We start from the raw sequence: 25,098 nt of genomic DNA, 5'->3' as shown, positions 1-25,098 counted from the left end.
AGCGATAAATTTCCTACCATATATATGGTATGATTAATTTTACGAGATATTACGAGGTTTTGACTATGGAAACAACTAATCTAGAACGTATTTCTATTAGAGACTTAATTATGATTGCAATTGGTACTGGAATGTATGGCTGGGGGTTAATTAATGTTAACATTCCTAATGACTTAGCCGAAGGTGGCATTTCTGGTATCACACTAATTTTGCGTGCACTTTTTAATTGGAATCCTGCTTATACTAACTTACTATTAAATGTCCCTTTACTTTTTATTGGCTATCGTATTTTAGGGCGTCGTGCGCTGATTTACACTATTTGGGGCATTGCATCCCTATCATTCTGGCTTTGGTTGTGGCAAGTTGTGCCCACTCCGCCTGCACTTCATCATGATATGCTGATTGCTGGAATAATTGCCGGGATAATTGCCGGATTTGGTTTAGGTATTGTATTCCGCTTTGGTGGCACATCAGGCGGCAGTGACGTTGTCGCTCGTATTGTAGAGCAAAAATTTAGCATTCCTATCGGACGGACAATGTTTATCCTAGATGCCTGTGTTTTACTGTTATCACTTGTTTATATTGATATTGTTCACATGATGTACACACTGATTGCTTCATTTGTATTTTCACAAGTTGTTAGCATGACGCAACGCGGCGCTTATGATGCAAGGTCCTTTATGATCTTTACACAGTATCCAGAAGAAATGTCACATGCTATTATGGATGAACTTGATCGTGGTACTAGTTTGCTTAAAGCTGAAGGAGGCTACTCTCATCGAGATCAACGTGTTGTTTATGCCGTAGTTGACCCTTCAGAAGTCAGCACAGTCCGGCGCATTGTTGATCAGGTAGATCCAAAAGCTTTTGTTTCCATATTTACAACGCAAGAACAGCTTGGCGAAGGTTTTTCTTATCTTCGTCCCAAAAAATCAATATTCAAATTAAAATAAAAGCCACAATTTTATATTGTGGCTTTTATTTTTTGACTGGTTCTTTTTTCTCATCATCTTTTGGTGTTGTACCGTCAGCTAATGTCTTTTCCGTAGGTTTATCCCAAGTTACAAAGTCACAATCGGGATATCTTTGGCAACCATAAAACGTTCGTCCACGTTTAGTTTTTCGCTGAACAATTTGTCCTTTATGGCACTTTGGACATAGCAAACCGATTTCCTGAACAATTGCTTTTGTATTACGACAATCGGGGAAACGTGCACAGGCATAGAACTTGCCATAACGACCCATTTTGACTAGCATGGGCGCACCACAAACCTCGCAATCCATCCCCGCCAGTTCATCATGCATAATAATCTTTTCAAGAGATGTCTCAGCTTTCTCGACTTCCTTTTGAAAGGGTTTAAAGAATGAATCAATGACTGGTACCCAGTGCTTGTTACCCGTTTCGACCTCATCTAGCTCATGTTCAACCGCAGCCGTGAACTTCATGTTTGTCACGTCAGGAAAACTTTCTTCGACAATCGTTTGAACAATTTCTCCCAGTTCAGTTGGCACAAACTTACGAGCATCAATACGAACATAGTTCCGCCGTTGGATTGTATCTAGAGTTGGCGCGTAAGTTGATGGACGCCCTACGCCATTTTCCTCTAAGGCTTTAATTAGCGTTGCTTCAGAATAGCGTGCTGGTGGCAAAGTGAAGTGTTGTTCAGGATCTGTATTTGCCAAACTCACCTTGTCCCCTTCGCTCAACGAAGGCAAAACATTATCTTTCTTTTTTGCTGTTGGATAGGCCTTTGTAAATCCTTCAAAATTTGTTTTAGAACCATTAGCTCTAAAGATAACGCCGTTTTGTTCAATTGTCACAGCCATTGTATCTAAAATTTCTGGTGTCATTTGGCTAGCAACAAATCGGGACCAGATCAAAGAGTATAGCTTAAATTGATCAGGGGTTAGTTTATCTTTGATAGACTCTGGCGTCCGATTGACATCAGATGGTCGTATGGCCTCATGGGCATCTTGAGCTCCCTCCTGTAGCTTTCCTTGCACTGGCTTATGCTGTGAGTATTCTTCACCCCATGTATCGTGAATAAATTGTGCTGCAGCATTCTTTGCAACAGATGAAATACGCGTCGAATCTGTACGCATATAAGTAATTAATCCTACTTGACCTAACCCCTTACCCAGATTAATACCTTCATATAGTTGCTGTGCAGCCATCATTGTTTTACGCGTTCTAAATTTTAACTGTGTATTGGCTGTTTGTTGCATTGTTGACGTCGTAAATGGTGGTTGAGGTTGGCGCTTGCGTTGCTTCGTATCCACCTTAACAATATCAAAATCACCATCTTTGTTAATCCGCTTCAACACATCTTGCACACTGTCATTGTCTGGCAATGGCTGTTTTTTTCCATCAAATCCGTAGAATATTGATTTGAATTTGGTACGATTCTTTTTAAACATAGAATCTAGCGTCCAATATTCTTCTGGCTGAAAAGCCTGTATCTCACGTTCACGCGCAATGATCAAGCCTAAAGCCACAGACTGCACACGGCCAGCCGACAACCCACGCTTCACGGTTTTCCAAAGAATCGGTGATATTGAATAACCTACTAATCGATCAAGAATACGACGTGCTTGCTGTGCATCAACAAGATCTTGATTAATAACACGCGGTGTTTTAAAGGAATTTTTAATCGTATCTTTTGTGATTTCATTGAAAACAACTCGATTAGGTTGTTCAGGATTTAAATCCAAAATATGCTGCAAATGCCAAGCTATTGCTTCACCTTCACGATCCGGATCGGAAGCCAGATAAACGGCTTTTGCGGCTTTTGCTTCCTTGCGTAATCCCTTAATAACATCGCCTTTTCCACGAATATTAATATACTTAGGATCATAATCGTTTTCGACATCAACACCTAAGGTGGATTTAGGCAGATCACGTATATGACCAAGGCTAGCAACTACTTTATAGTTGCGACCTAAATACTTTTCAATTGTTTTTGCTTTCGATGGACTTTCAACAATAACTAGATTTTTCTTGATTTTAGATTTCTTCCGTGGTGCCGCTTTTTTCTTTTTTGTCGCTGTTTTGGTTTCTGCCAAAGTAAATTTCCTCGCAATCTTTTATGTTTAAATATAGTATTTTCTGTTACATCAGTCACTAATCAAATTGTTTAAGACTTTATAATTTAAAATTGATTTGATTATAACACAAAACCGTCTGTCCAGAATTAATCTAAGCAGACGGCGTTGTAATTGGAAAATAAGTTTTACCTTTTCCAAGCAAAGAAATGCAACAGTTTAATAATACCTAGTACCAGTAAAGAGGCCCCAAGTAATTGCCAAAGGAAGATTGCACTAAGCAAAGGCGCAAACAATAACGCGATTCCACCAATAATACTGATGAGAGCTGAAAACATCGCCCACCCTTTTTGTGTGTAATACTTCAGTGACCCAAATTCAATAATTCCTTCCAGTGTCCATGTCATACCAACAAGCAAGCCGACAATTATAAACAAGTAGGTAGTTGCTGCATACAAGTTTATAAAGGTAAATACGCCAGCGATAAAGTAGACAGCCCCAATAACCAAGTTACCCACACGAGCCCAACCGTCTTCATCTTTTCTATCAAATACGGATGCTATGTGCGATATACCTATCGCAATAAAAGCTAACCCAATCAAAGCGGCTACTACTGAAGCACTGTGCGTTGGCCAAAAAAGTATCAGAGCACCAAAAATAATTGACACAATAGCGTCAAATCCAATAATATTGCGTAGCTTTTTTAAAAATATGTCTGACATCATCTATCCTCCTTCTCACTTACTTCATATTATACGCTTTTAGTGGCTAGTTCTCATTTTTGGATTAATCTTGATGTTTAATATGCTTTAGACTTAATTCATCATCTACTTTTTGTGAAAATAAAAACCAACCAGAAACTAACCTGGCTGACTTTTTTTCCCTATTATCAATGCTTGTCTGAATAAAAACCACTCTCGGTCATATAACCTTTAGTGGCTACCCCCATAGTTACCATAGGCGCAGCACCAAATAATCGCAAGCCTTTATTCAAATAAGCATTGGCACGGTTTTCTTGCTGATTTTTTCTCAGTACATCATAATCAATATCTCGACTCATTAGCATATCCTCCTTTCACTTAAAATAGTAGCAAATAAAAACAACCAAAATACTCCGTTTGGTTGTTCTTAGCCTATTTCGTTTTTATTGATTGGTGCCTATTAAAGAATCGATATCAGAAAGACAATTAGAAGACAAGCTCCTACTAAAATTAAAGTAAATAGATGGACCATGTTGGACTCGAACCAACGACCGAACGGTTATGAGCCGTTTGCTCTAACCAACTGAGCTAATGGTCCAGACAGTAATGCCCCACAATAGTACTTTGAAATAAAATTGGTAATTTTACATCATGATATTTTCGAAACTATCGTAGGTCATAACCAGTTTAAATTATATCATCAAAACATAATAAATTAAACTTGAAAAACATAAATATTGAAAAAATAAGATATGGTTTTCCGTGACCACATCTTATTTATTGTACACATTTCAGCATACATATTTAAGGAGCATCTGACTCGTTGTCAGAAAATTATTGATGTGTAAACGAATCCTCAACATAAGAAAACGCTTACAAATTTATTATATCAGCATTTCAAGTTCCGTCAATGCCTTTTATGATATAAATGTTTTAAGTTTACATATCGAACAACTGGTCTGTACAAGTATATTTGCATGTCATACTTTAGAAGTATTATAATTAAAAAAGTATGGTAACTCACGCTTAAAAATAAAAAATTTGTTTCTATTTTTTAATAATACTAAAAAATGATTGTTCGATACGTGCCAAATATCCACGCTAAACTGTTCGGGAGAGAATTTATTATGTTAAAGTTACTAAAAAAAGTAACTATCAGTGCAGTGTTAGTGGTTGCCACTAGTACGATATACCCTGCTTTGGGTGTTGCTGCTGATAGTTATCAAAAGGACAAACTAAGTGGTGCTGAGCAGCATCCTCTTAGTTTCAAAAACGAAAAACAACTTGTTCTAGCTGATCAAGATAGTCAAAAGCGTGCGGTTGATGCTCATATTCAGCTCAATTATGCTGAAGAACCAACTGCAAAACAAGCGACAAAACTAAACTACAATCCTGTTGGTTGGCACAATTATAAATTCAAATATAAAAAAGCCAACGCATCTATTGGTAAGTCATGGCTATTCAATCGCGGACATCTTATTGGCTATCAATTCAGCGGTTTAAATGATGAAGCAAAAAACTTAGTTCCAGAGACAGCTTACCTAAATACTGGCGCACTTAAAAAATCGAATGCCAGTAACAAAAAAGCTATGCTTTATTATGAAAGAGGTCTCACAAAATGGCTTAAGCACCACAAATCAAGCCGTTTAGATTATCAAGTTACACCAATGTATAGTGGCAATGAACTCTTGCCACGACAGATTCGCCTATCTTACATAGGATATTCTAACTCTGGAGAGAAAGTTAAGATTAGTCTTAAATCATACCGTGAAGAAGATGGCAATGACGGTGCAACAGTAGTTTACCTAAATAATGACAGTTCAAACGCAATTATTAATTATGCTGATGGAACGGCCAAAAATACATTACACAAAAAAGCTGACTTAGCCGCTCAAAAAGAAGCTGCAGAAGAAGCTAGCTCCGCGGCAGCTTCTTCATCTGCCAGAGCCAGTTCTGAAGCAGTGTCATCTGCCAAAGCTAGTTCCGAAGCAGAACAATCTTCAATAGCTGCTGCACAAAAAGCTGCAAGTGAAGCTAGTGTATCACAGGCAGCCGCCGCGTCATCTCAAGCGGCAGCTAATTCTGCAGCAGCAGCTTCAGCTGCACAAGCACAAGCAGCACAGAATCAATCTGCAGCAACACAAACATACACTGGTGAAAGTCAACAAATTATCGGAAATTCAAAATCACATATTTATCATGTTCCTGGTCAAGCTGGCTACTATATGAACAGTAGCAACGCTGTTTATTTTAATAGTGAAGCAGACGCCCAAGCGGCAGGATATCGTAAATCATTACGTTAACAAAAAAGCCCTCACGGGCATACATAATTATTTTGCACGAACTCAAAAAGATTGAATTAAATATCACTTTGCTGATTCAAAATCATAGAAATAAATGCTCTACGATAAGTCAACTTTTCACTGATATTTTCTAAAATCGTCCGTGTCTCTCGTGGCTTATCGGTAATCACGCCATTGACACCTATCATATAGGCCGTTTCAACATCAAGCTTGTCGTTAACTGTCCAACTATACAAATCTTTGTTATACTGTCTAATTTGGCTGGATAAATGTGCATCAACCTTTGAATATTCCATAGCATAGAATTTACTAATTTTATTTCCATCAACTGTATTTTTAACGGGTGATAATAATCCTGTAGTTAAACTAGTGTATTGATATATTCGTTTAATAACGTTTTGGTTCATTGATTGAATTTCGCTTTTATTTTCCTTCATTTGCTTGCCATATTTGGCTACAAATTGTTTTAATTGCTCATCTGTTATAGTTTGATTCAACTTCAATTCTACTAATAATTTTTGTTTTTTGTTATTCGCCAAATCAATATATTTCGAAAAGCTAGTTAAATAAAATTGATGCCCATCTTCTGTAACTTTTTTGGTTTTCAGAGTAGACCAATTTGTTTTTGATATGTCAAGCGTTTCCCCCGAGACTGTTTTTACTTTAGTATTGTGTGTCAGAACATATACGCCATCTTTTGTGGGTTGAATGTCAATTTCAATGTAATCAGGATGAGTAGCAATAGTTCTTTTCAAAGCAATTAACGAGTTTGGGACGGCATTCGGATATGAAACACCTTTATGTGCAATCACTAAATATTTTTCTCTTGGCGATATAAAATAATTACCGGAAATTAAAGTACTGCCTGCCCCAATGACTATGAGTATGAGTCCTTGCAAAAATACCGAAGAGCCATTCAATTTTTTTTCAGCATCTTTCTTGTGGTCGGTTGTCAAAAGAGTGACATACAGGTTTAAGATATATGCAGTAATAACATACATTAATCCACTTGTAATGGCAAGTAAGATATTAGCAATGAGGCGTCTATTATTTACGTCAAAAAAAGTATCAGCAAATAGCTGCAAAAAATATAATAACGCAAAACCAATGCCACTTGCTACCACCAAACGAATTATTGATTTTAAGAATAACTGTATTCCCGAGGCCATGCCTTCTCTTGCAGATATCTTGATAGCGTTCAATAAGGAATAATCTTGATAAATCGCAAAATAACTAATGTGTCTGAATTTAATTAACAATAAAATCAGTACAAGATAACACGCTGTGAAAATTGTATTTGCCCAAAATCCACTCACCATATCAACAAAAGTTTTGGGTAATGCAAGATATTGAGCAAATGGCACTTTTAAACCAAATTCAACTAACGGGACCATCAAAATAATAAATGCCGCGATTGAAGTATGTAATTTGTAAGACAACAACTGCCTAGTAAAACGCTTTTCGCTTTTTTCTCCCCACGAACGCCGAAGAAAGTATAATACAATACCTGCGAACATAAACCAAAGGACAATATAAACCGCAATTATTCCCAATAAAGATCCTAAGTATTTTGAAGTTGAGTCGGTCAGTGAAGCTAAACTACTCGTATCAACTCGATAAAAGTCCGGTAACGTTTTTTGAGCAAAATAAATGATTATTTTGGCAACGAGATTGTAAATAAACAAGGCGACTGCCCATTTAAAAAGTGTATTTAATTTTATTTTCTTCATAAGTATTCTCTCACGAACTTCAGGGATATTATAAATTTTATTTTAGACATAAAAAAGAAAGCACAAGCTAGTACTATTTATAGTACGTAACCCGAACAATCTCATGTTACCATTAAAACAAATTAATGTCATAATCTGTTATTATCAGTCTAATAATCATCGATGCGTTTTAAAAAGTTGATGGTCACTTGATTGAAATTTTCTGGTTCTTCAATATGTGGAATATGTCCCGCTTCTTCAAATATGTGTTCTTCACCGAATGTAGACATAGCCTTCAAATCATAAACGTGGTCAGCTGGCCATAACGGAGAATGTTTACCCGCCAAGAATAAATGTGGTACGCGTTCACGTTTCACAATGTCACGCCAATCTTCGATAAAACTGTTTACTAATAACGGTTCATTATATTTAAAGTTAAAGGGATGATAAGCCGCTGCAAGTTTACGTTTGATGTCACTTGAAATTTTAGCATGTGTTAATTTAGTATGTGGCAACTTTTCTGCCGCCGTCCATATCATTGTTATATCTGCGTTAAAAATCCCCAGAGACCAAGTTTCATCCCTTAAAATCTTGGGAATTTGATCTTCCGTAATAATAGCTTTGACATCTGCTTCGCCATACAGCGACAAATAGGACCAAATTGTACTTGCACCCATTGAATGTCCTACAAGAATTACTTGATTGAGATGAAGCGCTGCGATCAACTCGGCTAAATCTTGCCCATGTCTTGACATACGCATGCCATAATCAACCGTTTGACTTTCACCATGATTGCGACGATCATAAGTAATCACCTGAAACCCAGCCTGTTTAAGCGGTTCTATTTGTGCCGCCCACGTAGCCTGATTGCCTGAATAACCTGCAACTAAAATAATTGGTAGCCCGTCGCCGTATATATTGTAATTCAGTTTTACGTCATCATTTGTTATAAATGTTGACATTGTTTACCCCCAACATCTTCAATTCTTAAACTCATCACAACTTTGTACTTAAATATGGATTGGTAGCCCATCGGCTAACTCAGCTGCATCCATAATTGCTTCACCGAGTGTCGGATGTGGATGTATTGTCAATGAAATATCCTTCGTTGTCAAACCATTTTCAATCGCTAAGGACAACTCGGAAATCAGGTCTGATGCAGAGGGACCAACAATCTGTGCGCCAATTAAGGCATTACTACTCTTATCACTAATCAGCCGTACAAAACCAACAGCTTGATCCATAGAAATGGCTCGACCATTACCGGCAAACGGGAACTTTGAAATTTTTGCTTCCAAATGATTTACTTTGACTGACTCAGGCGTTTCACCAGTTGTTGCTAATTCATACTGCGTATAGGCTACAGAAGGTAGTGAATAATGTAAATCACGCGCCTGCGCATCTTCTGCGATGGCTGCAGCAGCTATTTTTCCTTCAAAACTAGCTTTATGAGCCAACTGCGGACCTGCGACAACGTCTCCAATGGCATATATATGCGGTACGCTCGTTTTCATTGTATCGCTTGTTGTAATCAAGCCTTTGCTGTCTACTTTGATATCGGTATTGTTCAATCCCAAACCGTCTGTATTGGCACGACGTCCCACAGCTACTAAGAGATAATCGCCCGTAATACTTTGCTCCTTACCGTCTGCCTCGTAGGTCAACGTCACTTCCTTAGCAGTCTGTGTTGCTTCCTTAGCCATTGCGGATGTCACAACCGTACCACCATGAGCTTTAAAATCATCTAATACTGGTTTCGTCATTTCCGCATCAAAACCGTTCAGTGTGTGATCCAAACCCTCAATAATGGTTACTTGCGCTCCTAAATTAGCATAGGCACCGCCAATCTCAGATCCAATAACGCCACCACCAACAATAATTAATCTTTTTGGTATTTCAGTAAAACCTAAAGCACCAGTAGAATCAACGATGCGTTCACCAAACGGAATAGTTGGAATTTCAATTGGCCTCGAACCTGTAGCAATTATTGCATTGTTAAACTGCAATAGTTCATGACCATCCTCTTGTAAAACATTCAAGGTCTCGTTGTCATTGAACACTGCCTCTCCTTTAACAATTTCAACATGATGCTTTTTTAATAGCATCTCTACACCAGAAGTTAGCGTGTGTACCACCTTATTTTGTTTCCAATCTTGTGTCTGTTGCCAGTCAAGTGTGGCTCCAGAAGTGAGTAATCCAAACGGAGTCTCCTCAGTTGCTTCACGGTATCTATGACCCACATTAATTAATGCCTTTGATGGAATACAACCAATATTTAAGCACACACCACCAATATTATCACGCTCGATAATAACAACTTTTTGTCCAAGCTCAGCAGCCCGAATAGCAGCAACATAACCACCAGGACCAGATCCAATGACTACTGTATCAATTTCACGTGCTTGTGCACCAACAACCATAATTACACCTCCATCAACATATAGGCTGGGTCAGACAATAGCTGCTTCAAATAATTAAGGGCCGATTGTCCTAGCATACCATCAATCAAACGATGATCATAGGTCAATGATAATTTCATGTTTTGGCCCACGGCTAGCTCTCCATCGTCATTGACAATTGGTTCCTTTAAGATCGAACCTAGTCCCAATATTGCTACTTCTTTACCGTTAATAATTGGTGTAAACCAAGTACCTCGGGCCGAACCAAGGTTAGAAATTGTGATTGTTCCGCCCTGCATTTGGGCAGGTGTAATTGATCCATCACGAACTGCTTCAGCAAGATCAGTTATTTCTTGCGCAATTGTGAAAATAGACTTTCGATCTGCATTCTTAATGACTGGCACAAACAACCCAGTTGGCGCATCCACAGCGATACCCATGTTAACATCATCGTGATAAACAATTTCTTGCGCCTTCATGTCAACACTAGCATTTAATTCTGGGAATTTCTTAGCTACAGCTGCCAACGCTTTAACAGCATAGGCTAGGTATGTTAAACGTATGCCTTTGTCATCTCGAGCCATTTCCTTAAACGCCTTACGGTGGCCAACCAATTTTCTAACATCAACAGAATCAAAATTCGTTACTGTTGGAATAGCTGCTTGCCTATCCATCGCTCTAGCTATCGCTTTACGTACTGGTGCCATTGGTTGACGCCCTTCACGCAATGGTAATGCTGGTGTTGGTTCCTCATGAACAGCTGCAGACGACTCTGTTTGAGATGTGGTTGATGTTTGCGTTTGAGTGGGTGCTGAATTGTCTGATCCCTGGAAATTTTCAACGTCTGCTAATGTAACATGACCATGGCGACCAGTAGCTGGTACTTGTGTTAAATCTATATTTTTCTCATGAGCCAAATGACGTACTGATGGCATTGCCAGCACATGACCGTTTGCTACTTGAACAGTGCTAGTTTCCTTCGGAGCTGTGTTTTTTGGGGTGCTTTGCTCTGTCTCCACTACGTTCGAAGAAGTACTTGGTTGCGCTACATGACCGTTATCAGAGTCATTTTCACTGCTGCCGTCTCCATCAAACTCAATTAATGGATCGCCAACTTCAACTGTTGTTCCGGCGTCAACAAAAAGTTTTGTAACTTTACCACCATACGGAGACAAAATTTCTTGCATCAATTTATCATTTTGTACTTCTGCGACTGGATCATCAGCCGCTATCGTATCACCAACTTTAACCAGCCAAGAAGTAATATCTCCCTCCGCCATACCTTCGCCAATATCTGGCATCTTAAAAATCTCAGTCATAATTTACAACCTCCACTACTTTGGCCACAACATCGTCAGACTTAATCATCCAATCGTTTTCTGCTTGTCCAAATGGATAAACAGAGTCTGGTGCAGCTACTCGACCGATAGGTGCTTTTAAACTCAAAATAAATCGTTCAGAAATTTCACTCATAATAGCAGCGCCAATACCTGCCATTCGCTGCGCTTCTTGCACAACAACCACACGACCTGTTTTAGCAACGGTTTCTCCGATTGATTGAATATCTAATGGTGAAACTGTACGAAGATCTAGCACCTCAGCTGAAATACCGTTCTTAGATAATTCCTCAGCTGCCTTCAAGGCAACAGGAACACCACCGCCATACGAAATGATTGATACATCATCTCCCTCGCGTGCAATCGCAGCTTTATCTAATGGTGTCGTGTAGTATCCTTCCGGCACTTCACCTTTCAATGATCTATACAAATGTAAATTTTCTAGAAATACAACTGGATCATTGGACGCAATAGAACTTAGTAGCAACCCCTTTGCGTCAGCAGGATTTGCCGGCATCACAACTCGGATACCAGGAATTTGTGCTACCATGCCCTCTAAATTATCAGCATGCATTTCTGGTGTTTTAGTTCCGCCACCATAAGGTGAACGGACAACAATTGGCATGTTACGCGTACCATTAAACCGGAAACGATTTCGTGCCATTTGACCTGCTATCGAATCCATTACTTCAAACACAAAGCCAAAGAATTGAATTTCCATAATTGGTCGATAATCTTGAGTAGTCAAACCAATTGCCATGCCACCTATACCTGATTCTGCTAAAGGCGTATTAAACACACGATCTTCGCCGTATTTAGCTTGAAGACCATCAGTGGCACGGAAAACACCACCATTTTTTCCAACGTCTTCACCAAAGATAATCACATCATCATCTTTTTCCAATGCCAAGTCCATCGCTTCACGGATGGCATCGATATAACTTTTCACAGCCATGTTACTTTCCCTCGCTTTCAAACTTAGCTATTTGCTCTTTCATTGCTTGACTTGGGACTTCGAGTGTATTTTTAATAAAGTTAGAAATTTTTTGTTTCTCGACACTATCTGCAATCTTAATTTGGTCATCAATCAGTTGATTGACTTCTTTTACATAATCGTCTTCTTGTTCTTCGTTCCAAATACCCTGACCCTGCAATAACTTGCGCATGCGAATAAGCGGTTCTTTTTTCCACCATTCTCCAATATCATCTTTCGTTCGGTAACGTAGCGGATCATCTCCAGCTGTCGAATGAGCCTCCAAACGATTAGTAATCGTTTCAATCAGCACAGGGCCATTGCCGTTTGCCGCCCATGCACGAGCCTCTTTAGAAGCCAAATAAACAGCGATTGGATCGTTCCCGTCCACTACCAGACTTGGTAATCCAGCCGCCCAACCTTTTGCAGCTAAATGCGGTGCTGCTGTTTGCAAAGCGCGTGGTGTAGAAATAGCGTAACCATTGTTCTGAACGAAGAACACTGCATTAGCGTTATACGCTCCGGCGAAATTTATGCCCTCATAAAAATCGCCTTGTGATGTACCACCATCACCTGTATAAGCATATACGACCGCGTTTTTTCCACGTTTCTTCAACCCTAACGCAATGCCGGCCGCCTCCACATACTGAGCACCAATGATAATTTGTGGCATCCACGAATTTACTGGTTTGTCGTCTTCAGTAGTATATACATTACCTAAAACATGCCCACGTGACCACAAAATCGCTTTCCAAATTGGCCATCCCTTCACAACAATTTGGGGGATGTCACGATAACCCGGCATTAGCCAGTCATCATCATTAAAAGCATAAGAGGAGGCCATCTGTGAGGCTTCTTGACCAGCTGTTGGTGCAAAAAATCCAAACCGCCCCTGCTTAGCTAGTTTTGTTGAACGAATATCTAACTGCCGACTTAAAATCATGCGTTTTATAATATTGATTAAGTCTTCATTAGATAACTCAGCACGCTCGAAAGCTTCATCATCAACAATTTTTCCAGTATTGTCTAATACACTTAATGTTGGGAAACTATCTGCTTGTGCAGTAAGCTGATGATTAAAGTCAAGTACTTGCTTATTTGTTGCTGTTATGTCAGCCATTTATTTTTACCTCATCTTTCTGAAAGAATGTTTCTAAAAGCTCATCATTTGTGATGCTGCCAAAGTATTGACCATCTTTATTTCTGTCAAGTACTTCGGCAATTGCATCGCGAGTAAATGGAATACCGATTAATTCTGATTTTATTTCACGCCAATCTCTAACCCCTAAAAAGTCTCCTGTAAAGTTTACATCTGTAATATCACCATTTTTAACATCGATTTGTACATCAATTGCACCACCATCATATTTAGCATGATTGTTATACATAAACTGTGGGCTTTTTCCGTAATTCCAGGCCCACTGTGAAAACTTTTCATCGCGCAGCTTTTTGATAGAAGCCTTTTGTGCTTCACTCAACACATATTCCGTATCTTTGCCCTCATCTGTTAAATAGTATTTCAACTGATCAATAAATGTACTAATTGTTAACCCTTCAGGTGCATAGTCTTTGATATTGCCAACACGAGCACGAACTGATTTAGCCGCCTTAGATATGAACTTTTCGTCAGCCACATTAAGAGAACGTACCATAGCATCCACATCAGTGTCCCAGAGCAGTGTGCCATGATGCATTAGATAGCCACCGGCATATCTCTGGGCATTCCCAGAAACCTTTTTCCCCGCAATCTCTAAATCATTTCGTCCGGAGATATCAACATGTATACCAAGTGACTCCAAAGCATCCGCCATTGGTTTAACAAATTGATGAAAATCAACACTAGCACTAGTAGCAACTGGAACAAAAAATGTAAAACAAATGTTTCCTAAATCATGATAAACTGCGCCTCCTCCTGAAACACGACGAACAACTTGAACATTTTGTGACTCTATATACGCCTGATTTACCTCCGAAAAGGTGTTTTGATTTTCACCAATAATCACTGCTTTTTTGTTCTGCCATAATGCAAAAACCGGCTTTTTTGGTTTTAAATTTTTCAGTAACCAAGCATCCATGGCGATGTTGGTATAGGCATCTTGATTAAAGTAATTAATAAATTGCATATTATCAGCTCCTTATTGTAACCGCTTACACTCTACAACTTCATTGTACCACTAGTTTGACCAAAAAAATGATACATTTTAAAGTTTACAGCGCAAAAAAGAACCCTTACGGGTTCTTTATCTGATCTCTAAATTGTTTTACAACGGCATAATCGCCAATGTAAGGCACATCAACACCATCTATTTTTTGATAAGGATCTTCACCCTTGCCAGCAACAATAACAATATCATTTTCATTTGCAGCAGAAATTGCTTCATGAATGGCTGCAATACGATTCATTTCATAATGCACCTCTAATTTATCATTATTGATATGCGCGGCAATCTCATGTGCAATATCCAATGGGTTTTCAAATTGTGGATCATCAGCGGTTAAATAAACTACATCAGCCAAATCGCTCACTACGTGTCCAAAATCAGCACGTCTCGAAACACCTTTATTACCTGGGGAGCCAACTACAACAAGCACTCTACCATTTGGATACTGGGCCTGCGCAAAGCTAAGTAAGGCCTGCATGGAGACAAAATTATGAGCATAATCAACAAAAGCAACCCCATGTCCATTAATTGGCAAACTAAGCATCCGGCCGGGAATAAACACTTCATCTAATCCTTTTACCATGGCTTGATGCTTAACACCAGCAAAAGAAACCAACATCATTGCTGCCATTGCGTTTGACTCATTGAAGTCTCCTGGAACATTTAAACGATACGAACCAAGCATCTCGTTGAATTCACTCTTAACAACTGTGAACCTACTTTCATGAATGGCACTTTCTTCAGAAGTAAACATTTGACGGCTGTATGTGTAGACCTTATGATGTGCTTTTTTAGCATAGGTGTAAATAGTATCAAAATGGTCTGTTTCAGCGTTGACAATCACCTCATCTGAGTGATCTAGTAACATCAACTTGTGTGCCAAATAATCTTCAAATGTTGGGTGCTCATTAGGGCCAATATGATCTGGGGAGATATTCAAGAAGGCGCCCACATCATAGCGTAGTCCATAAACACGATTTTTAAGATATGCTTGTGAACTCACCTCCATCACAAGGTGAGTCATACCATTATCAACAACTTGACGCATATCTTTAAACAATTCATATGACTCAGGTGTTGTTAAATCAGACTTTTTCTTGTCGGATGCTTGCGGACCAGTAATGCGATCAACTGTAGAAAATAAGGCTGTATGATTATTAGTTGCCTCTTTCAGCATTGTATAGGCAAAATAAGCAGCAGTCGTTTTACCTTTGGTACCTGTAAAAGCACCAATCCATAGCTGCTCCTGCGGATAGTCAAAAAAAGCCATTGATAACAAGGATAAAGCCTTTTGAACATTCGTTACTTGCCACTGCGGTAAATCAACATCAATTTTTGTTTCTGTAATTAATCCTGTAATACCATGTACATTATCCAAGTAAGCCCTTTTGAAGGCGCCCTTAATAACAAATAAAGTATTTTTTTGTACTTCTCGGGTATCATAGTGTAAGAAATCAAACGTCATATCAACGTCTGGTGCATCTAATAATAGATTATGGTCCACTAATAAATTTTGAATTGTTTCAGTTGTTAATCTCATAATTTCATTATACTAAAAAAGCTGTGCAATAGTCGCACAAACTTTCAAATGCCTTCTTATTTTTGCTTATTCACTGACAAGGCCATATCAGCACTGGCAGCAGCATTGTCACGGTAGATATGCTTATCGTCAGCCACTGCAGCATAGACCTTGGCTAATTCCCGGGTTAAAATTTCTCGAACCTCAGTCGTTGTATGTGTATCCATCAACATTTGACGTAATGCTGAAGCATGGGCGAATCCACGCAAATAAATTTTAAAGTATCTTTTCAAAGCCTCAAAGTGTTTCGTTGTTACCGTTTCACTAACTTCATCAAATAAGTCTAATTGTAGATTCAACAACGCAATTGATTCTTCTAGTGTATGTTGGCGCGGTTCCTTTTCAAAAGCATACGGATTTTCAAAAATTCCTCGACCAATCATAATCCCATCAATACCTGGGTGTTCTTGGACTAATGCTATTCCCTGTGCTCTAGTTTTAATATCACCATTAATTTGGATTAATGTGTTGGGTGCTATTTCGTCACGCATTGCCAGTATTTCATCAATATGTTCATAATGAGCTGGTGCTTTAGACATCTCTTTACGAGACCGTAGATGGACAGTCAGAACTGCTACCTGATGCCGTAAAATAATTGGTAACCATTCTCTAAATTCTTCTGGTTTATAAAAACCAAGCCGCGTTTTTACTGAAACCGGCAAACTACCGCTTTGAGCGGCAACAATAATTTCTTCAGCTAAATCAGGATGCCTGATCAAATCAGATCCAGAACTATTTTTAATCACTGTGCCATCTGGGCAACCCATATTAATATCAACAGCCTGATAGCCCATGTCTGCTAAAACCTCTATTGACCCAGCTATTTCTTTGGGTCTTGATCCCCATATCTGTGCCACGGGCTGTTGTTCGCCTTCAGCGACTGCTAAGCGACCCTGAACAGAAAACTTAGCTTTAGGATGAACCATCGAACTAGCATTGGTAAACTCAGTATAATAAACATCCGGTGCCGCTGCTTTGGCGACAACACGTCTAAAAACAGTATCAGTTACGGCTTCCATTGGTGCCATACTAAAAAAAGGTTGTTTGCTCTCGTGATTATTTTGTACTTTTTCAATGACTTCGTCCCAGAAAAAATTTGGTTTTAATTCTGACATTATTTTGCCTCATAAAGTTTCATACTCATAAAAATATCTCTCCCATTTTAACATGAGAAAGACATTTTCACAAAATATTAACAACCTAAAAAAGTGAATAAATGATCAATTTGATCTGCTACTAAGCATCATCATTTTTGAAATGGCTCTAAATACGCCCCTCCCTATGAATCGCACTTAAAGTGTAGAATGATCCAGTAACGACAATCAATGCCTGAGAAGACTCACGAACACGCATTGCAAGTGAGATGGCTGCCGAAGCATCATTAGCAATCTCAACCTCAATACTTGGATAGTTCGATAAGATATCAGTTGCCAATTCGTCTGCAGATAACGCTCGTGTTTTGTTATTCGGTGTGACGGTAATGACGCGCTGAACAAATGGTATAATTTCATCCAACATCTCATGATAATCTTTGTCCTTGAGAACACCTAGAATCAAAGTCGGCTTAATTTTTAAGTGCCAAGAATTCAATGCAGAGACTAATCCCTGAATGCCATCAACATTATGAGCAGCATCAAACAAAATGTTTTTATCAGCATGGTAATTCATCCGTCCCAACATTTTTACATTAGCAATGCCATTACGAGTCTTTTCGGTATCAAATTGATATCCTTTTTCGATCAATGCCGCTTTCGTTTTCAATACGATACTGAAATTATGAACCTGAAAAGCACCCGCCATACTTAAGAAATAACCGCTCTTGCCATTAATAATCAAATCAAGACCAGATGGTGAGGTATTAGCTATAATGATTTCATCTCGCTTATGTTCGAACCAACGTGCGCCAACTTTTTCTGTTCGCGCTTTTAATACCTTTTTGGCTTCAATATCTTGTCCCGGATAGTCGATTACCCATGTACCCGGTTTGATAATAGCAGCCTTGTTTTCAGCAATTTCGGCGATATTATGTCCCAACAAATTTTGATGGTCAATGCTAATTTTAGTAAAAACAGTTAACATTGGTGGCTCAATCGCATTAGTGGCATCCCAAAGGCCACCTAACCCCGTTTCAAAAATAACCAAATTCACTTTTTTGTCAACAAATGCCAGCAATGAAATAATCGTAAAATACTCAAAATAAGATAAATAATAAAGTGGCACATTGTGATGTTTAAAAAGAACGACTAATTGATCATAATATTTTAAAAAATCACTTTTGGATATCATTTCCCCATTAATACGAATTTGTTCACGATCGTCCATGATAGAAGGACTTGAAAAATGACCATAGGTGTATCCATTGGCCTTTAAAATTGATCCCAACATTGTGCCTGTTGACCCTTTACCATTAGTCCCAGCAATATGGATAATTTTTAACGATTTGTCAGGATGCCCTAACCACATCAACACCTCTTTTAGTACAGCTACCCTACCTTCATCAAGAATACGCCATGTGTTGTCCAGACTTTTTAACACTGTCTTGTAGCGCGTTGTAACTTTTAACTCGCTTTTATCCATTTTTTTATCCACAATCAATCTCCAAAAAAGATATTTTCATTTAAACGCTTTGGTGAGCGGTATACCGTCTAAGACGTTTTCGAATTCCACATCAAGTAATTGTGCCATAGTGGGCGCTTCATCTACTAAGCTCGCTTCTTCAATTGTGCCATGCGCAATATCTGGTCCGGCCATCACAAGGGTAGTCTGATAGCCTACTTTATCCGGTCTGAATCCATGTACTGCTTTATAGCGATCGCTTTGACCTAATTCCTTCTCATCTGTGGGTTCCACAACTACTGGCCGATCAACTTCATCTGTAAAGAAAAAACCATTTTGCGCTTCAACAATAAAAGTGGCTTCTGGATCAATGTGCCACTTGATAATATCTGCAGAAGTATAAATCATTTCGATACCAGGTACTTGCTGTACAACAGCACGCACCTCATCCACTAATGAAAGATCTTTTATATAAATATACGTAGACCCATCAGTTGTTTTGGCTAATACTCGCCAATCATTTGCAATCAGCCCTTTGTCAGTTACAGTTAGCCAATCATTAATGGCAAATAACTTGTTTAAATGAATCATATTTGCAACGTCAATTTGAAAATGATCACCTAAAACAACGAAATTGGTTTGCTCAAAAGCACCTGCATCTTTCGTCGCTTGAATAATATCTCCAAGGTTGCCATCTAATCTTTTTAAAGCCTCATAAGCTTGCTTAGAACGCACCCCATATTTGTGCCGATGCGAATCCATATCAACTAGATGAATAGCTGTCATATCTGGCCTCTTGTGTTTAATTGTGTCTGCTGCGGCTTTTGTAATAAATTGGTCTAACTGTGGTTGTGCAATTCCTTTTCGAAACTTACCAAATTTTCTATTCATGTCAAATAAAAAATAGGGTGAACTAGCATGAAACGACACAAAATATTGGTTGGTCCAAATTCGGTTAGGAAAAATTTCAGCGATATTCCATGTAATTGGCGCTTTGGCTGAAACCGGCCATAAAAAAGCGGCTGTTTTTAATCCCTTGTTGTGTGCCAAATCAAATAAAGTTGGTGTCTTGATGTCTCGCGCGTACCAAAACCAGTCTGGCGAATCCCCTAACTCCGGCTGGATTTTTGTATTGTTTACAATACCATGCTTGGCGGGATAAACACCAGTCATAATAGTTGTATGTGAAGGATAAGTTAGCGTTGGATAAATGCCTTCAACTTTTTTTACATGGGTTCCCCGAGCGATTAAAGTAGCAACATTAGGCATCAAATCAATGTGCTCTGCAATATCTTCAGCACCCATAGCATCAAAAGATACAATTACTAACGGGTTTTTAATAGTCATGAGTTTCTTCCTTCTCGTCAAATTACAAATATTTATATTTCATTTATTGTAGCACTGATATGAGAGACGTTCAAAAATATAACATTAGTATTTGAGTACTATACTTTAACTTAAATTCATTACTAAATAGACAATTAAAACTCAAGTGATAGACGTCTTATGATCATTTAAAATTCATATAACTATTGCACCTTATAATAATTTAAAATAGGATCACAATAAATAAGGAGAAATTTATGCCAGGGTTTTATATCATCATTTTTTCAGTTTTATTATTATTAATTTATGTGTCATTTCGTCTGAATGATGTTCACTTACTTGCATTTGTCAGCACAGTGTTGATTATCCAAATTGGATTTTGTGCCTTTGCTTTTTTCTTATTCAAACGTTTATAGTGGGGTACGCTACTAATTTTTCAGTTAAAAATCCTCTTCTGTTTTGTAAAACTTCCGATTGTCTAAGCCAAATATTTTATCGGAAAATGATCCTGAATTTGTTTTTTCTAAAGCCCCCGTCATCATTTGAATCCCCGCATCCAGCTCATCAAGTTGATGGAGAACTTCTGCTTCCATTAGTGCCGGACGAACGGGCGATCCAAACTCTAGCAAACCATGATGTGCTAGAACCACATGACGTAAAATAATCATTTCTTCACTCTGCAAATCAAAATGTAACTCATTTGCTGCCAAAACGATTTGCTCATCAATTAACGTAATATGGCCAATTAAGTTTCCTGCCAATGTATATTGTGTAGCAATTGGTCCAGAAAGTTCGATCACTTTCCCCAAGTCATGCAGCAAGGCACCAGAAATCAGCAAATCCTGATTAAGTTGCGGATATTGTAAAACAAGATTTTTTGCTAGTTTAGCAATCGACAAAGAGTGAAAAGCCAGTCCGCCTCCAAATGCGTGATGATTCATCTTTGCGGCAGGATATTTTAAAAACAAATCATTATATTGCGTAAATAACTTTCTAACTAATCGATTCCAGGTAGGGTTAGCAATTGACAAGATAAAATCACTAAGTTCTTCGCTCATTTCGGCTTCTTTAACTGGCGCATGAGTCATAAAATCTGAAGGACTATCAGGTTCCCCAGCTTCAGTTAGTCTGACGTGAGTAATTTGTATCTGAGGCTGATCACGATATGATCCCCTAACGCCTTGTAAGCTAACAACTTTCCCAGGAATCAAAGTCTTAATTTGTTCATCAGTAGCATCCCAAAGATTACCAGGCAGATCTCCTGAGCGATCCGAAAACAGTATACTGATATAAGTTTTCCCTGTTTTCGTTAAACGTACCTCTGCAGCTTTGATTAATGCAAAATTATCAATATGCTCTGTATCTTGATACTCTGCTAATAATTTGTTCATCTCATGGCCCCTTACCAGCTTAATTAGTTATAATTCTATCACTTTGTCGAAGTGTTCGTTATGAATAGCAGCTGTCCAATAGATAACTTGCTGATTCCGTCCAATATCAGTTAATAATGCTATAACATTTTGTTTGCGACTTAAATCAAAATTAACAAAGCCATCATCTACTAGAATAGGCATATTAATAATATCCTTAATAACTTGGCTTAACGCTAAACGAAAAGCCACATATAGTTGTTCTTGCGTCCCGGTAGATAATTCTACTACACTAAACTTTTGTCGATCATTTCTCACGACCTGCAACGTATTTTTATCGAATTGAATGTTTACATATCGACCGGCTGTCAGTTTTTGAAAATAGTCCGTTGCTAACTGCTGCATCTTTGGAAAGCGATTTTGAGATGCATCTTGCAAGGCTTGATTTATCCATTTTACGCTCATTTTTTTTGCTAAATATTCGCCAAATTGTTGTGTCAGTTCTGTTTTTTGGTTAGCAAGATCTTGTTGTAACATCATGAACTGATCGTTACTAGTTCTTTGCTCTTGCTGAGCTTTATAATGTGCAATGTCGCTCTGCAATTCAAAGGCATGTTTTTGTAGTATCGTTAAGTGTTTTTGTTGTTTTTCCTTCTGTTCAAGCAGTTGAGTTTCATCATCATACTTTAACAGTTCTTGGCGCGTACTTTCATCAATTTGGTTCATGATATCTTGATAGCGCTGCTTTAATTGTTCATTTTTATTATATTGATCTAATGTGTTTTGCAGTTCGTGCAAATCTGTGACATGATATTCTTTAAAAATTGTTTTCTGTTCGTTCAACTTCTCAGACAACTTTTCCTGTTGTTGTTGTATTTCAGTGACAATTTGATTTTGCTGTTGCACATACATACTTCGCTTACTTTGCTCTGAAAGACTTTCTTGTTGTTGAACACTTATTAATTGCGCAATGGTTAATTCTAACGAATCTGAAAGAATCTGAATATCAAGCTTCAATGCAATTGGCTGTATCATTTGAATAAGACTGTCATATTGGCCTTCAATTTGTTCATTTAAGCTTTGAATATCCATTTTTTGTTGTTCATATTGATCCACCTCAGGCTGTATCTTCTTAATGTTTTGTATATTAAGGGGGCTGTAAGCCTTTTGAATCATTTGGCGTATTTGATTTTTCTTCTGTCGCTTATAGAAGAGACCTGCGGTTACAATTAGTGACAAAATAACCATCCACAGGGCAGGCCAGTGCATTATAAAAATACTAACGAATAAGATTAAAATTAACGCACCAGTTGACAGCAAATACACATTTGAAGAGGATAAACTTTGCAATTCACTGTCTGTTAATCCTTTCGGCACATCCCCCTCAAACTGAGCTTCAATTTGTTCCTTCTGCTTTAGCAAATTAGTTCGCTTCTCAGTATTCACTGCTAAATTTCGTTGCGCTACTTGTGCTTTTGTCAAAACCATTTGGTCGGTGTTGTCATCACTCACTTCATGAGGCACTTCAATATTTTTTAACGCTTCATTATGCCGCAAAATATTATCATTCAAAGAGTCAATTTCAATTTGTAATCGTCGTGCTTGCACGACCTGCTTTTCATCAACAGAGGGTACATTTTCGATTTCTATTTTTTTAGCTGATTCAAACAATTGGTATTGTTGTACTAACTGTTGTGTTTCTTGTAGTTGTTGACTAGCAGTAAGAATTTTTTCTTCTTGCTCATGTTGCTCACTTTCTAAATCAGTTAGTGCTTGTTCTGCCAACATAAAGTCATCTAATTCAGCACTTTTTTGATGTAATTCTTCCGTTGCATTTTCATATTCTTTAATGGCAATATTTAAAGGCCTTTTATTTGCCCGCGGAGCAAATAGTTTATCAGCAGACTTATCAAATTCAGCCATGACATCTAACCAACCGGTGCTCCCTACAGCACCAATATTTAGCAGCAACTTTTGAAAATCCACTGATTTGATTTGAGATATTCGGGTTAGGTCTTCTTGGTTAAAATTAAAAATATCGTCAAATGCTTCTCTTGTAAGTGGCGATAATTTTTGTTTCAACCACTTTTCTGGATCAATAATTTCCGTTTGATTAATTAAGCGTGTAATTGTCAAAGTTGTTTTGGTACGATTCAAACGCGTAATTTTGACATCACCCTCATCGGTTTCTAAAATTAGGCTACCACCGTATTGGCTTCCGTCCTTTGGATCGTAAACATTATGACCATTTTTTTTCGTTGGAAAGCCAAACAAGACACCTACAATAAATGCTCTTAGGGTTGTTTTTCCCGACTCATTTTGTCCGAAAATAACCTGCAAACCATCCGATAAATCAAAAGCTTCTTGCGACCAACGGCCAAATCCGCTAATTTCTAAGCGTTTAATCTTCATTGTTTTGTCGCCTTTCTGCGATTAATTGTTCCATAGCATTTTGAAGTTCTTCCTGACCATCATCACTCATGAAATGCTCACGAATAAATACAGGAACTTGACTTGGCAAGTAATCAGTTATGTTAGACTCTTCAAAAACCTTGTCAAGCGCCCCTGTCCAGTATTGTTGATCAATATTGTCAGAAACTAATGATAATTGTCCAGCATTAGCAACACTTAAACGAACGACCCACATGTTAGTTGGTAATTGATCACGTATTTTGTCTAATGTCACACCGCTATTAATTCTTTCAATAATGGTTGCATCAATCTGAGCAGTTATAGTGATTGACCAAAAAGTTATTTTGTCATTTTTGAGACTGATAATTTGATCAATTAGGTCAGTCTCATCTGTCATTGACGAAATCGTCGTACTATTCCAATTAATTGGTGCAATATTTTTAAATTCTGGAATTAAACGTTGATTCTCAGAGTGAACCAAGTAATAGCCTTTGTCCCCGGTTTCTTTACGATTTAAGCCCTGTAAAACACCAGAATAACCAATAAACGGCTGCTCATTTAGCGTCTGACGTATATGAATGTGACCCAAAGCCCAATAATCATAGTTCTTTTGCAACATATCACTCAAGGAAAAAGGAGCATAAGGATCACCAGCCACACCAAGTGCACCATGATACAAGCCTATTTGATAGTCAGTATCTCCCTTGCTAGGAAAATCATCAATGATTTTTTCAGTTTGACGTTGGGTTTGGTAACTAAAGCCCGTCAGCGCAACTTTTTCTCCAGAATGAAGTATTTTAATTTTTGTTTCTACTTCTTGATGAAAAACGTGGATATTGTTTGGCCAGGGCAGATGATTTCTCGTATCTGCTTCAAAGTCATGATTCCCAAAACTTAAAAAAACATCAATGTTCACATCTGAAAGTCGTTTGAATTGTTTGCTCACTACTTCTTGAATAAATGGACTATTCTCCGCTGAATTATATAAATCTCCTGGGAATAAGACAAAATCGACCTCAGCAGAAATAGCATCATCAATTAATTGCTCAAATGCCTTAATTGTTGCTGTTTGAACTGTTTTTTTTAGAGTAAATGGCAACTGTTTATCCAGACCAGAAAAAGGATTGCCAAGATGCACATCACCTGCATGAATAAATTTCATATAATCTCCTAAGCGAATATTTGTTCGTATAGATAAGTATACCTAAAAAAATAATGTGATTCAACTA

19 protein-coding genes and 1 tRNA gene are annotated in these 25,098 nt (G+C 38.1%); 2 read left to right on the top strand and 18 right to left on the bottom strand.

Annotation, left to right across the window (positions count from 1 at the left end):
• Window positions 1–65 precede the first annotated feature (65 nt).
• Window positions 66–953 (top strand): YitT family protein, encoded by an 888-nt coding sequence (locus tag LEUM_RS03640; RefSeq protein ID WP_011679535.1) that lies wholly within the window; start codon window positions 66–68, stop codon window positions 951–953.
• A 25-nt stretch (window positions 954–978) separates the two neighbouring features.
• Here LEUM_RS03640 and topA read toward each other — a convergent pair whose 3' ends face one another.
• The 4 genes from topA to LEUM_RS03625 form a co-directional block, all read right to left on the bottom strand.
• Complete coding sequence (topA, locus tag LEUM_RS03635; protein ID WP_011679534.1) at window positions 979–3,063, bottom strand: type I DNA topoisomerase; 2,085 nt, start codon at window positions 3,061–3,063, stop codon at window positions 979–981.
• A gap of 167 nt (window positions 3,064–3,230) precedes the next feature.
• Complete coding sequence (locus tag LEUM_RS03630; RefSeq protein ID WP_010295542.1) at window positions 3,231–3,764, bottom strand: HdeD family acid-resistance protein; 534 nt, start codon at window positions 3,762–3,764, stop codon at window positions 3,231–3,233.
• A 167-nt stretch (window positions 3,765–3,931) separates the two neighbouring features.
• Window positions 3,932–4,102 (bottom strand): hypothetical protein, encoded by a 171-nt coding sequence (locus LEUM_RS10680; protein WP_011679533.1) that lies wholly within the window; start codon window positions 4,100–4,102, stop codon window positions 3,932–3,934.
• Window positions 4,103–4,267: 165 nt separating this feature from the next.
• Window positions 4,268–4,341, bottom strand: a tRNA-Ile gene (locus LEUM_RS03625).
• Between the two features lie 529 nt (window positions 4,342–4,870).
• Between LEUM_RS03625 and LEUM_RS03620 the strand changes: the two genes are divergently transcribed.
• Window positions 4,871–6,046, top strand: coding sequence for a DNA/RNA non-specific endonuclease (locus tag LEUM_RS03620; RefSeq protein WP_011679532.1), 1,176 nt, complete (start codon window positions 4,871–4,873; stop codon window positions 6,044–6,046).
• A gap of 56 nt (window positions 6,047–6,102) precedes the next feature.
• On the opposite strand, the gene LEUM_RS03615 is transcribed toward LEUM_RS03620, so the two are convergent.
• The 14 genes from LEUM_RS03615 to LEUM_RS03550 form a co-directional block, all read right to left on the bottom strand.
• Window positions 6,103–7,776, bottom strand: a complete 1,674-nt coding sequence (locus LEUM_RS03615; RefSeq protein ID WP_011679531.1) for a glycerophosphodiester phosphodiesterase family protein — start codon at window positions 7,774–7,776, stop codon at window positions 6,103–6,105.
• Window positions 7,777–7,925: 149 nt separating this feature from the next.
• Window positions 7,926–8,717 carry an alpha/beta fold hydrolase gene (locus tag LEUM_RS03610; RefSeq protein WP_011679530.1) on the bottom strand — a complete coding sequence of 264 codons (792 nt, stop codon included), beginning with the start codon at window positions 8,715–8,717 and terminating at the stop codon, window positions 7,926–7,928.
• A gap of 48 nt (window positions 8,718–8,765) precedes the next feature.
• Window positions 8,766–10,175, bottom strand: a complete 1,410-nt coding sequence (lpdA, locus tag LEUM_RS03605) for a dihydrolipoyl dehydrogenase (protein WP_011679529.1) — start codon at window positions 10,173–10,175, stop codon at window positions 8,766–8,768.
• 2 nt (window positions 10,176–10,177) lie between these two features.
• Window positions 10,178–11,473 carry a dihydrolipoamide acetyltransferase family protein gene (locus tag LEUM_RS03600; protein WP_011679528.1) on the bottom strand — a complete coding sequence of 432 codons (1,296 nt, stop codon included), beginning with the start codon at window positions 11,471–11,473 and terminating at the stop codon, window positions 10,178–10,180.
• Window positions 11,466–12,446, bottom strand: a complete 981-nt coding sequence (locus LEUM_RS03595) for an alpha-ketoacid dehydrogenase subunit beta (protein ID WP_011679527.1) — start codon at window positions 12,444–12,446, stop codon at window positions 11,466–11,468. Before LEUM_RS03595 ends, LEUM_RS03600 begins: the two co-directional genes overlap by 8 nt.
• A 1-nt stretch (window position 12,447) precedes the next feature.
• Entirely contained in the window at window positions 12,448–13,584 is a 1,137-nt protein-coding gene (locus LEUM_RS03590) for a thiamine pyrophosphate-dependent dehydrogenase E1 component subunit alpha (RefSeq protein ID WP_011679526.1), read from the bottom strand.
• The gene (gene lplA / locus LEUM_RS03585) at window positions 13,577–14,587 is read right to left on the bottom strand and encodes a lipoate--protein ligase (protein WP_011679525.1); all 1,011 of its coding nucleotides are present in this window, start codon (window positions 14,585–14,587) and stop codon (window positions 13,577–13,579) included. The genes LEUM_RS03590 and lplA overlap by 8 nt, the downstream gene beginning before the upstream one ends.
• Before the next feature lie 106 nt (window positions 14,588–14,693).
• The gene (murE, locus tag LEUM_RS03580) at window positions 14,694–16,166 is read right to left on the bottom strand and encodes a UDP-N-acetylmuramyl-tripeptide synthetase (protein WP_011679524.1); all 1,473 of its coding nucleotides are present in this window, start codon (window positions 16,164–16,166) and stop codon (window positions 14,694–14,696) included.
• Between the two features lie 56 nt (window positions 16,167–16,222).
• Window positions 16,223–17,320: a tRNA dihydrouridine synthase gene (locus LEUM_RS03575; RefSeq protein WP_011679523.1), complete on the bottom strand. Its 1,098-nt coding sequence runs from the start codon at window positions 17,318–17,320 to the stop codon at window positions 16,223–16,225.
• A gap of 148 nt (window positions 17,321–17,468) precedes the next feature.
• Complete coding sequence (locus LEUM_RS03570; RefSeq protein ID WP_153245357.1) at window positions 17,469–18,782, bottom strand: bifunctional folylpolyglutamate synthase/dihydrofolate synthase; 1,314 nt, start codon at window positions 18,780–18,782, stop codon at window positions 17,469–17,471.
• A 36-nt stretch (window positions 18,783–18,818) separates the two neighbouring features.
• Entirely contained in the window at window positions 18,819–20,108 is a 1,290-nt protein-coding gene (locus LEUM_RS03565) for an alkaline phosphatase family protein (protein WP_011679521.1), read from the bottom strand.
• Window positions 20,109–20,527: 419 nt separating this feature from the next.
• Window positions 20,528–21,478, bottom strand: a complete 951-nt coding sequence (locus LEUM_RS03560) for a 3'-5' exoribonuclease YhaM family protein (protein WP_011679520.1) — start codon at window positions 21,476–21,478, stop codon at window positions 20,528–20,530.
• A 27-nt stretch (window positions 21,479–21,505) separates the two neighbouring features.
• Window positions 21,506–23,869, bottom strand: a complete 2,364-nt coding sequence (locus tag LEUM_RS03555; protein WP_011679519.1) for an ATP-binding protein — start codon at window positions 23,867–23,869, stop codon at window positions 21,506–21,508.
• Window positions 23,859–25,031, bottom strand: a complete 1,173-nt coding sequence (locus LEUM_RS03550) for a metallophosphoesterase family protein (RefSeq protein WP_011679518.1) — start codon at window positions 25,029–25,031, stop codon at window positions 23,859–23,861. Before LEUM_RS03550 ends, LEUM_RS03555 begins: the two co-directional genes overlap by 11 nt.
• Between the last annotated feature and the right edge of the window lie 67 nt (window positions 25,032–25,098).

The organism is Leuconostoc mesenteroides subsp. mesenteroides ATCC 8293 (genome assembly GCF_000014445.1).
Taxonomy (GTDB): domain Bacteria; phylum Bacillota; class Bacilli; order Lactobacillales; family Lactobacillaceae; genus Leuconostoc; species Leuconostoc mesenteroides.
This window is presented reverse-complemented; position numbering and strand designations above follow the sequence as displayed.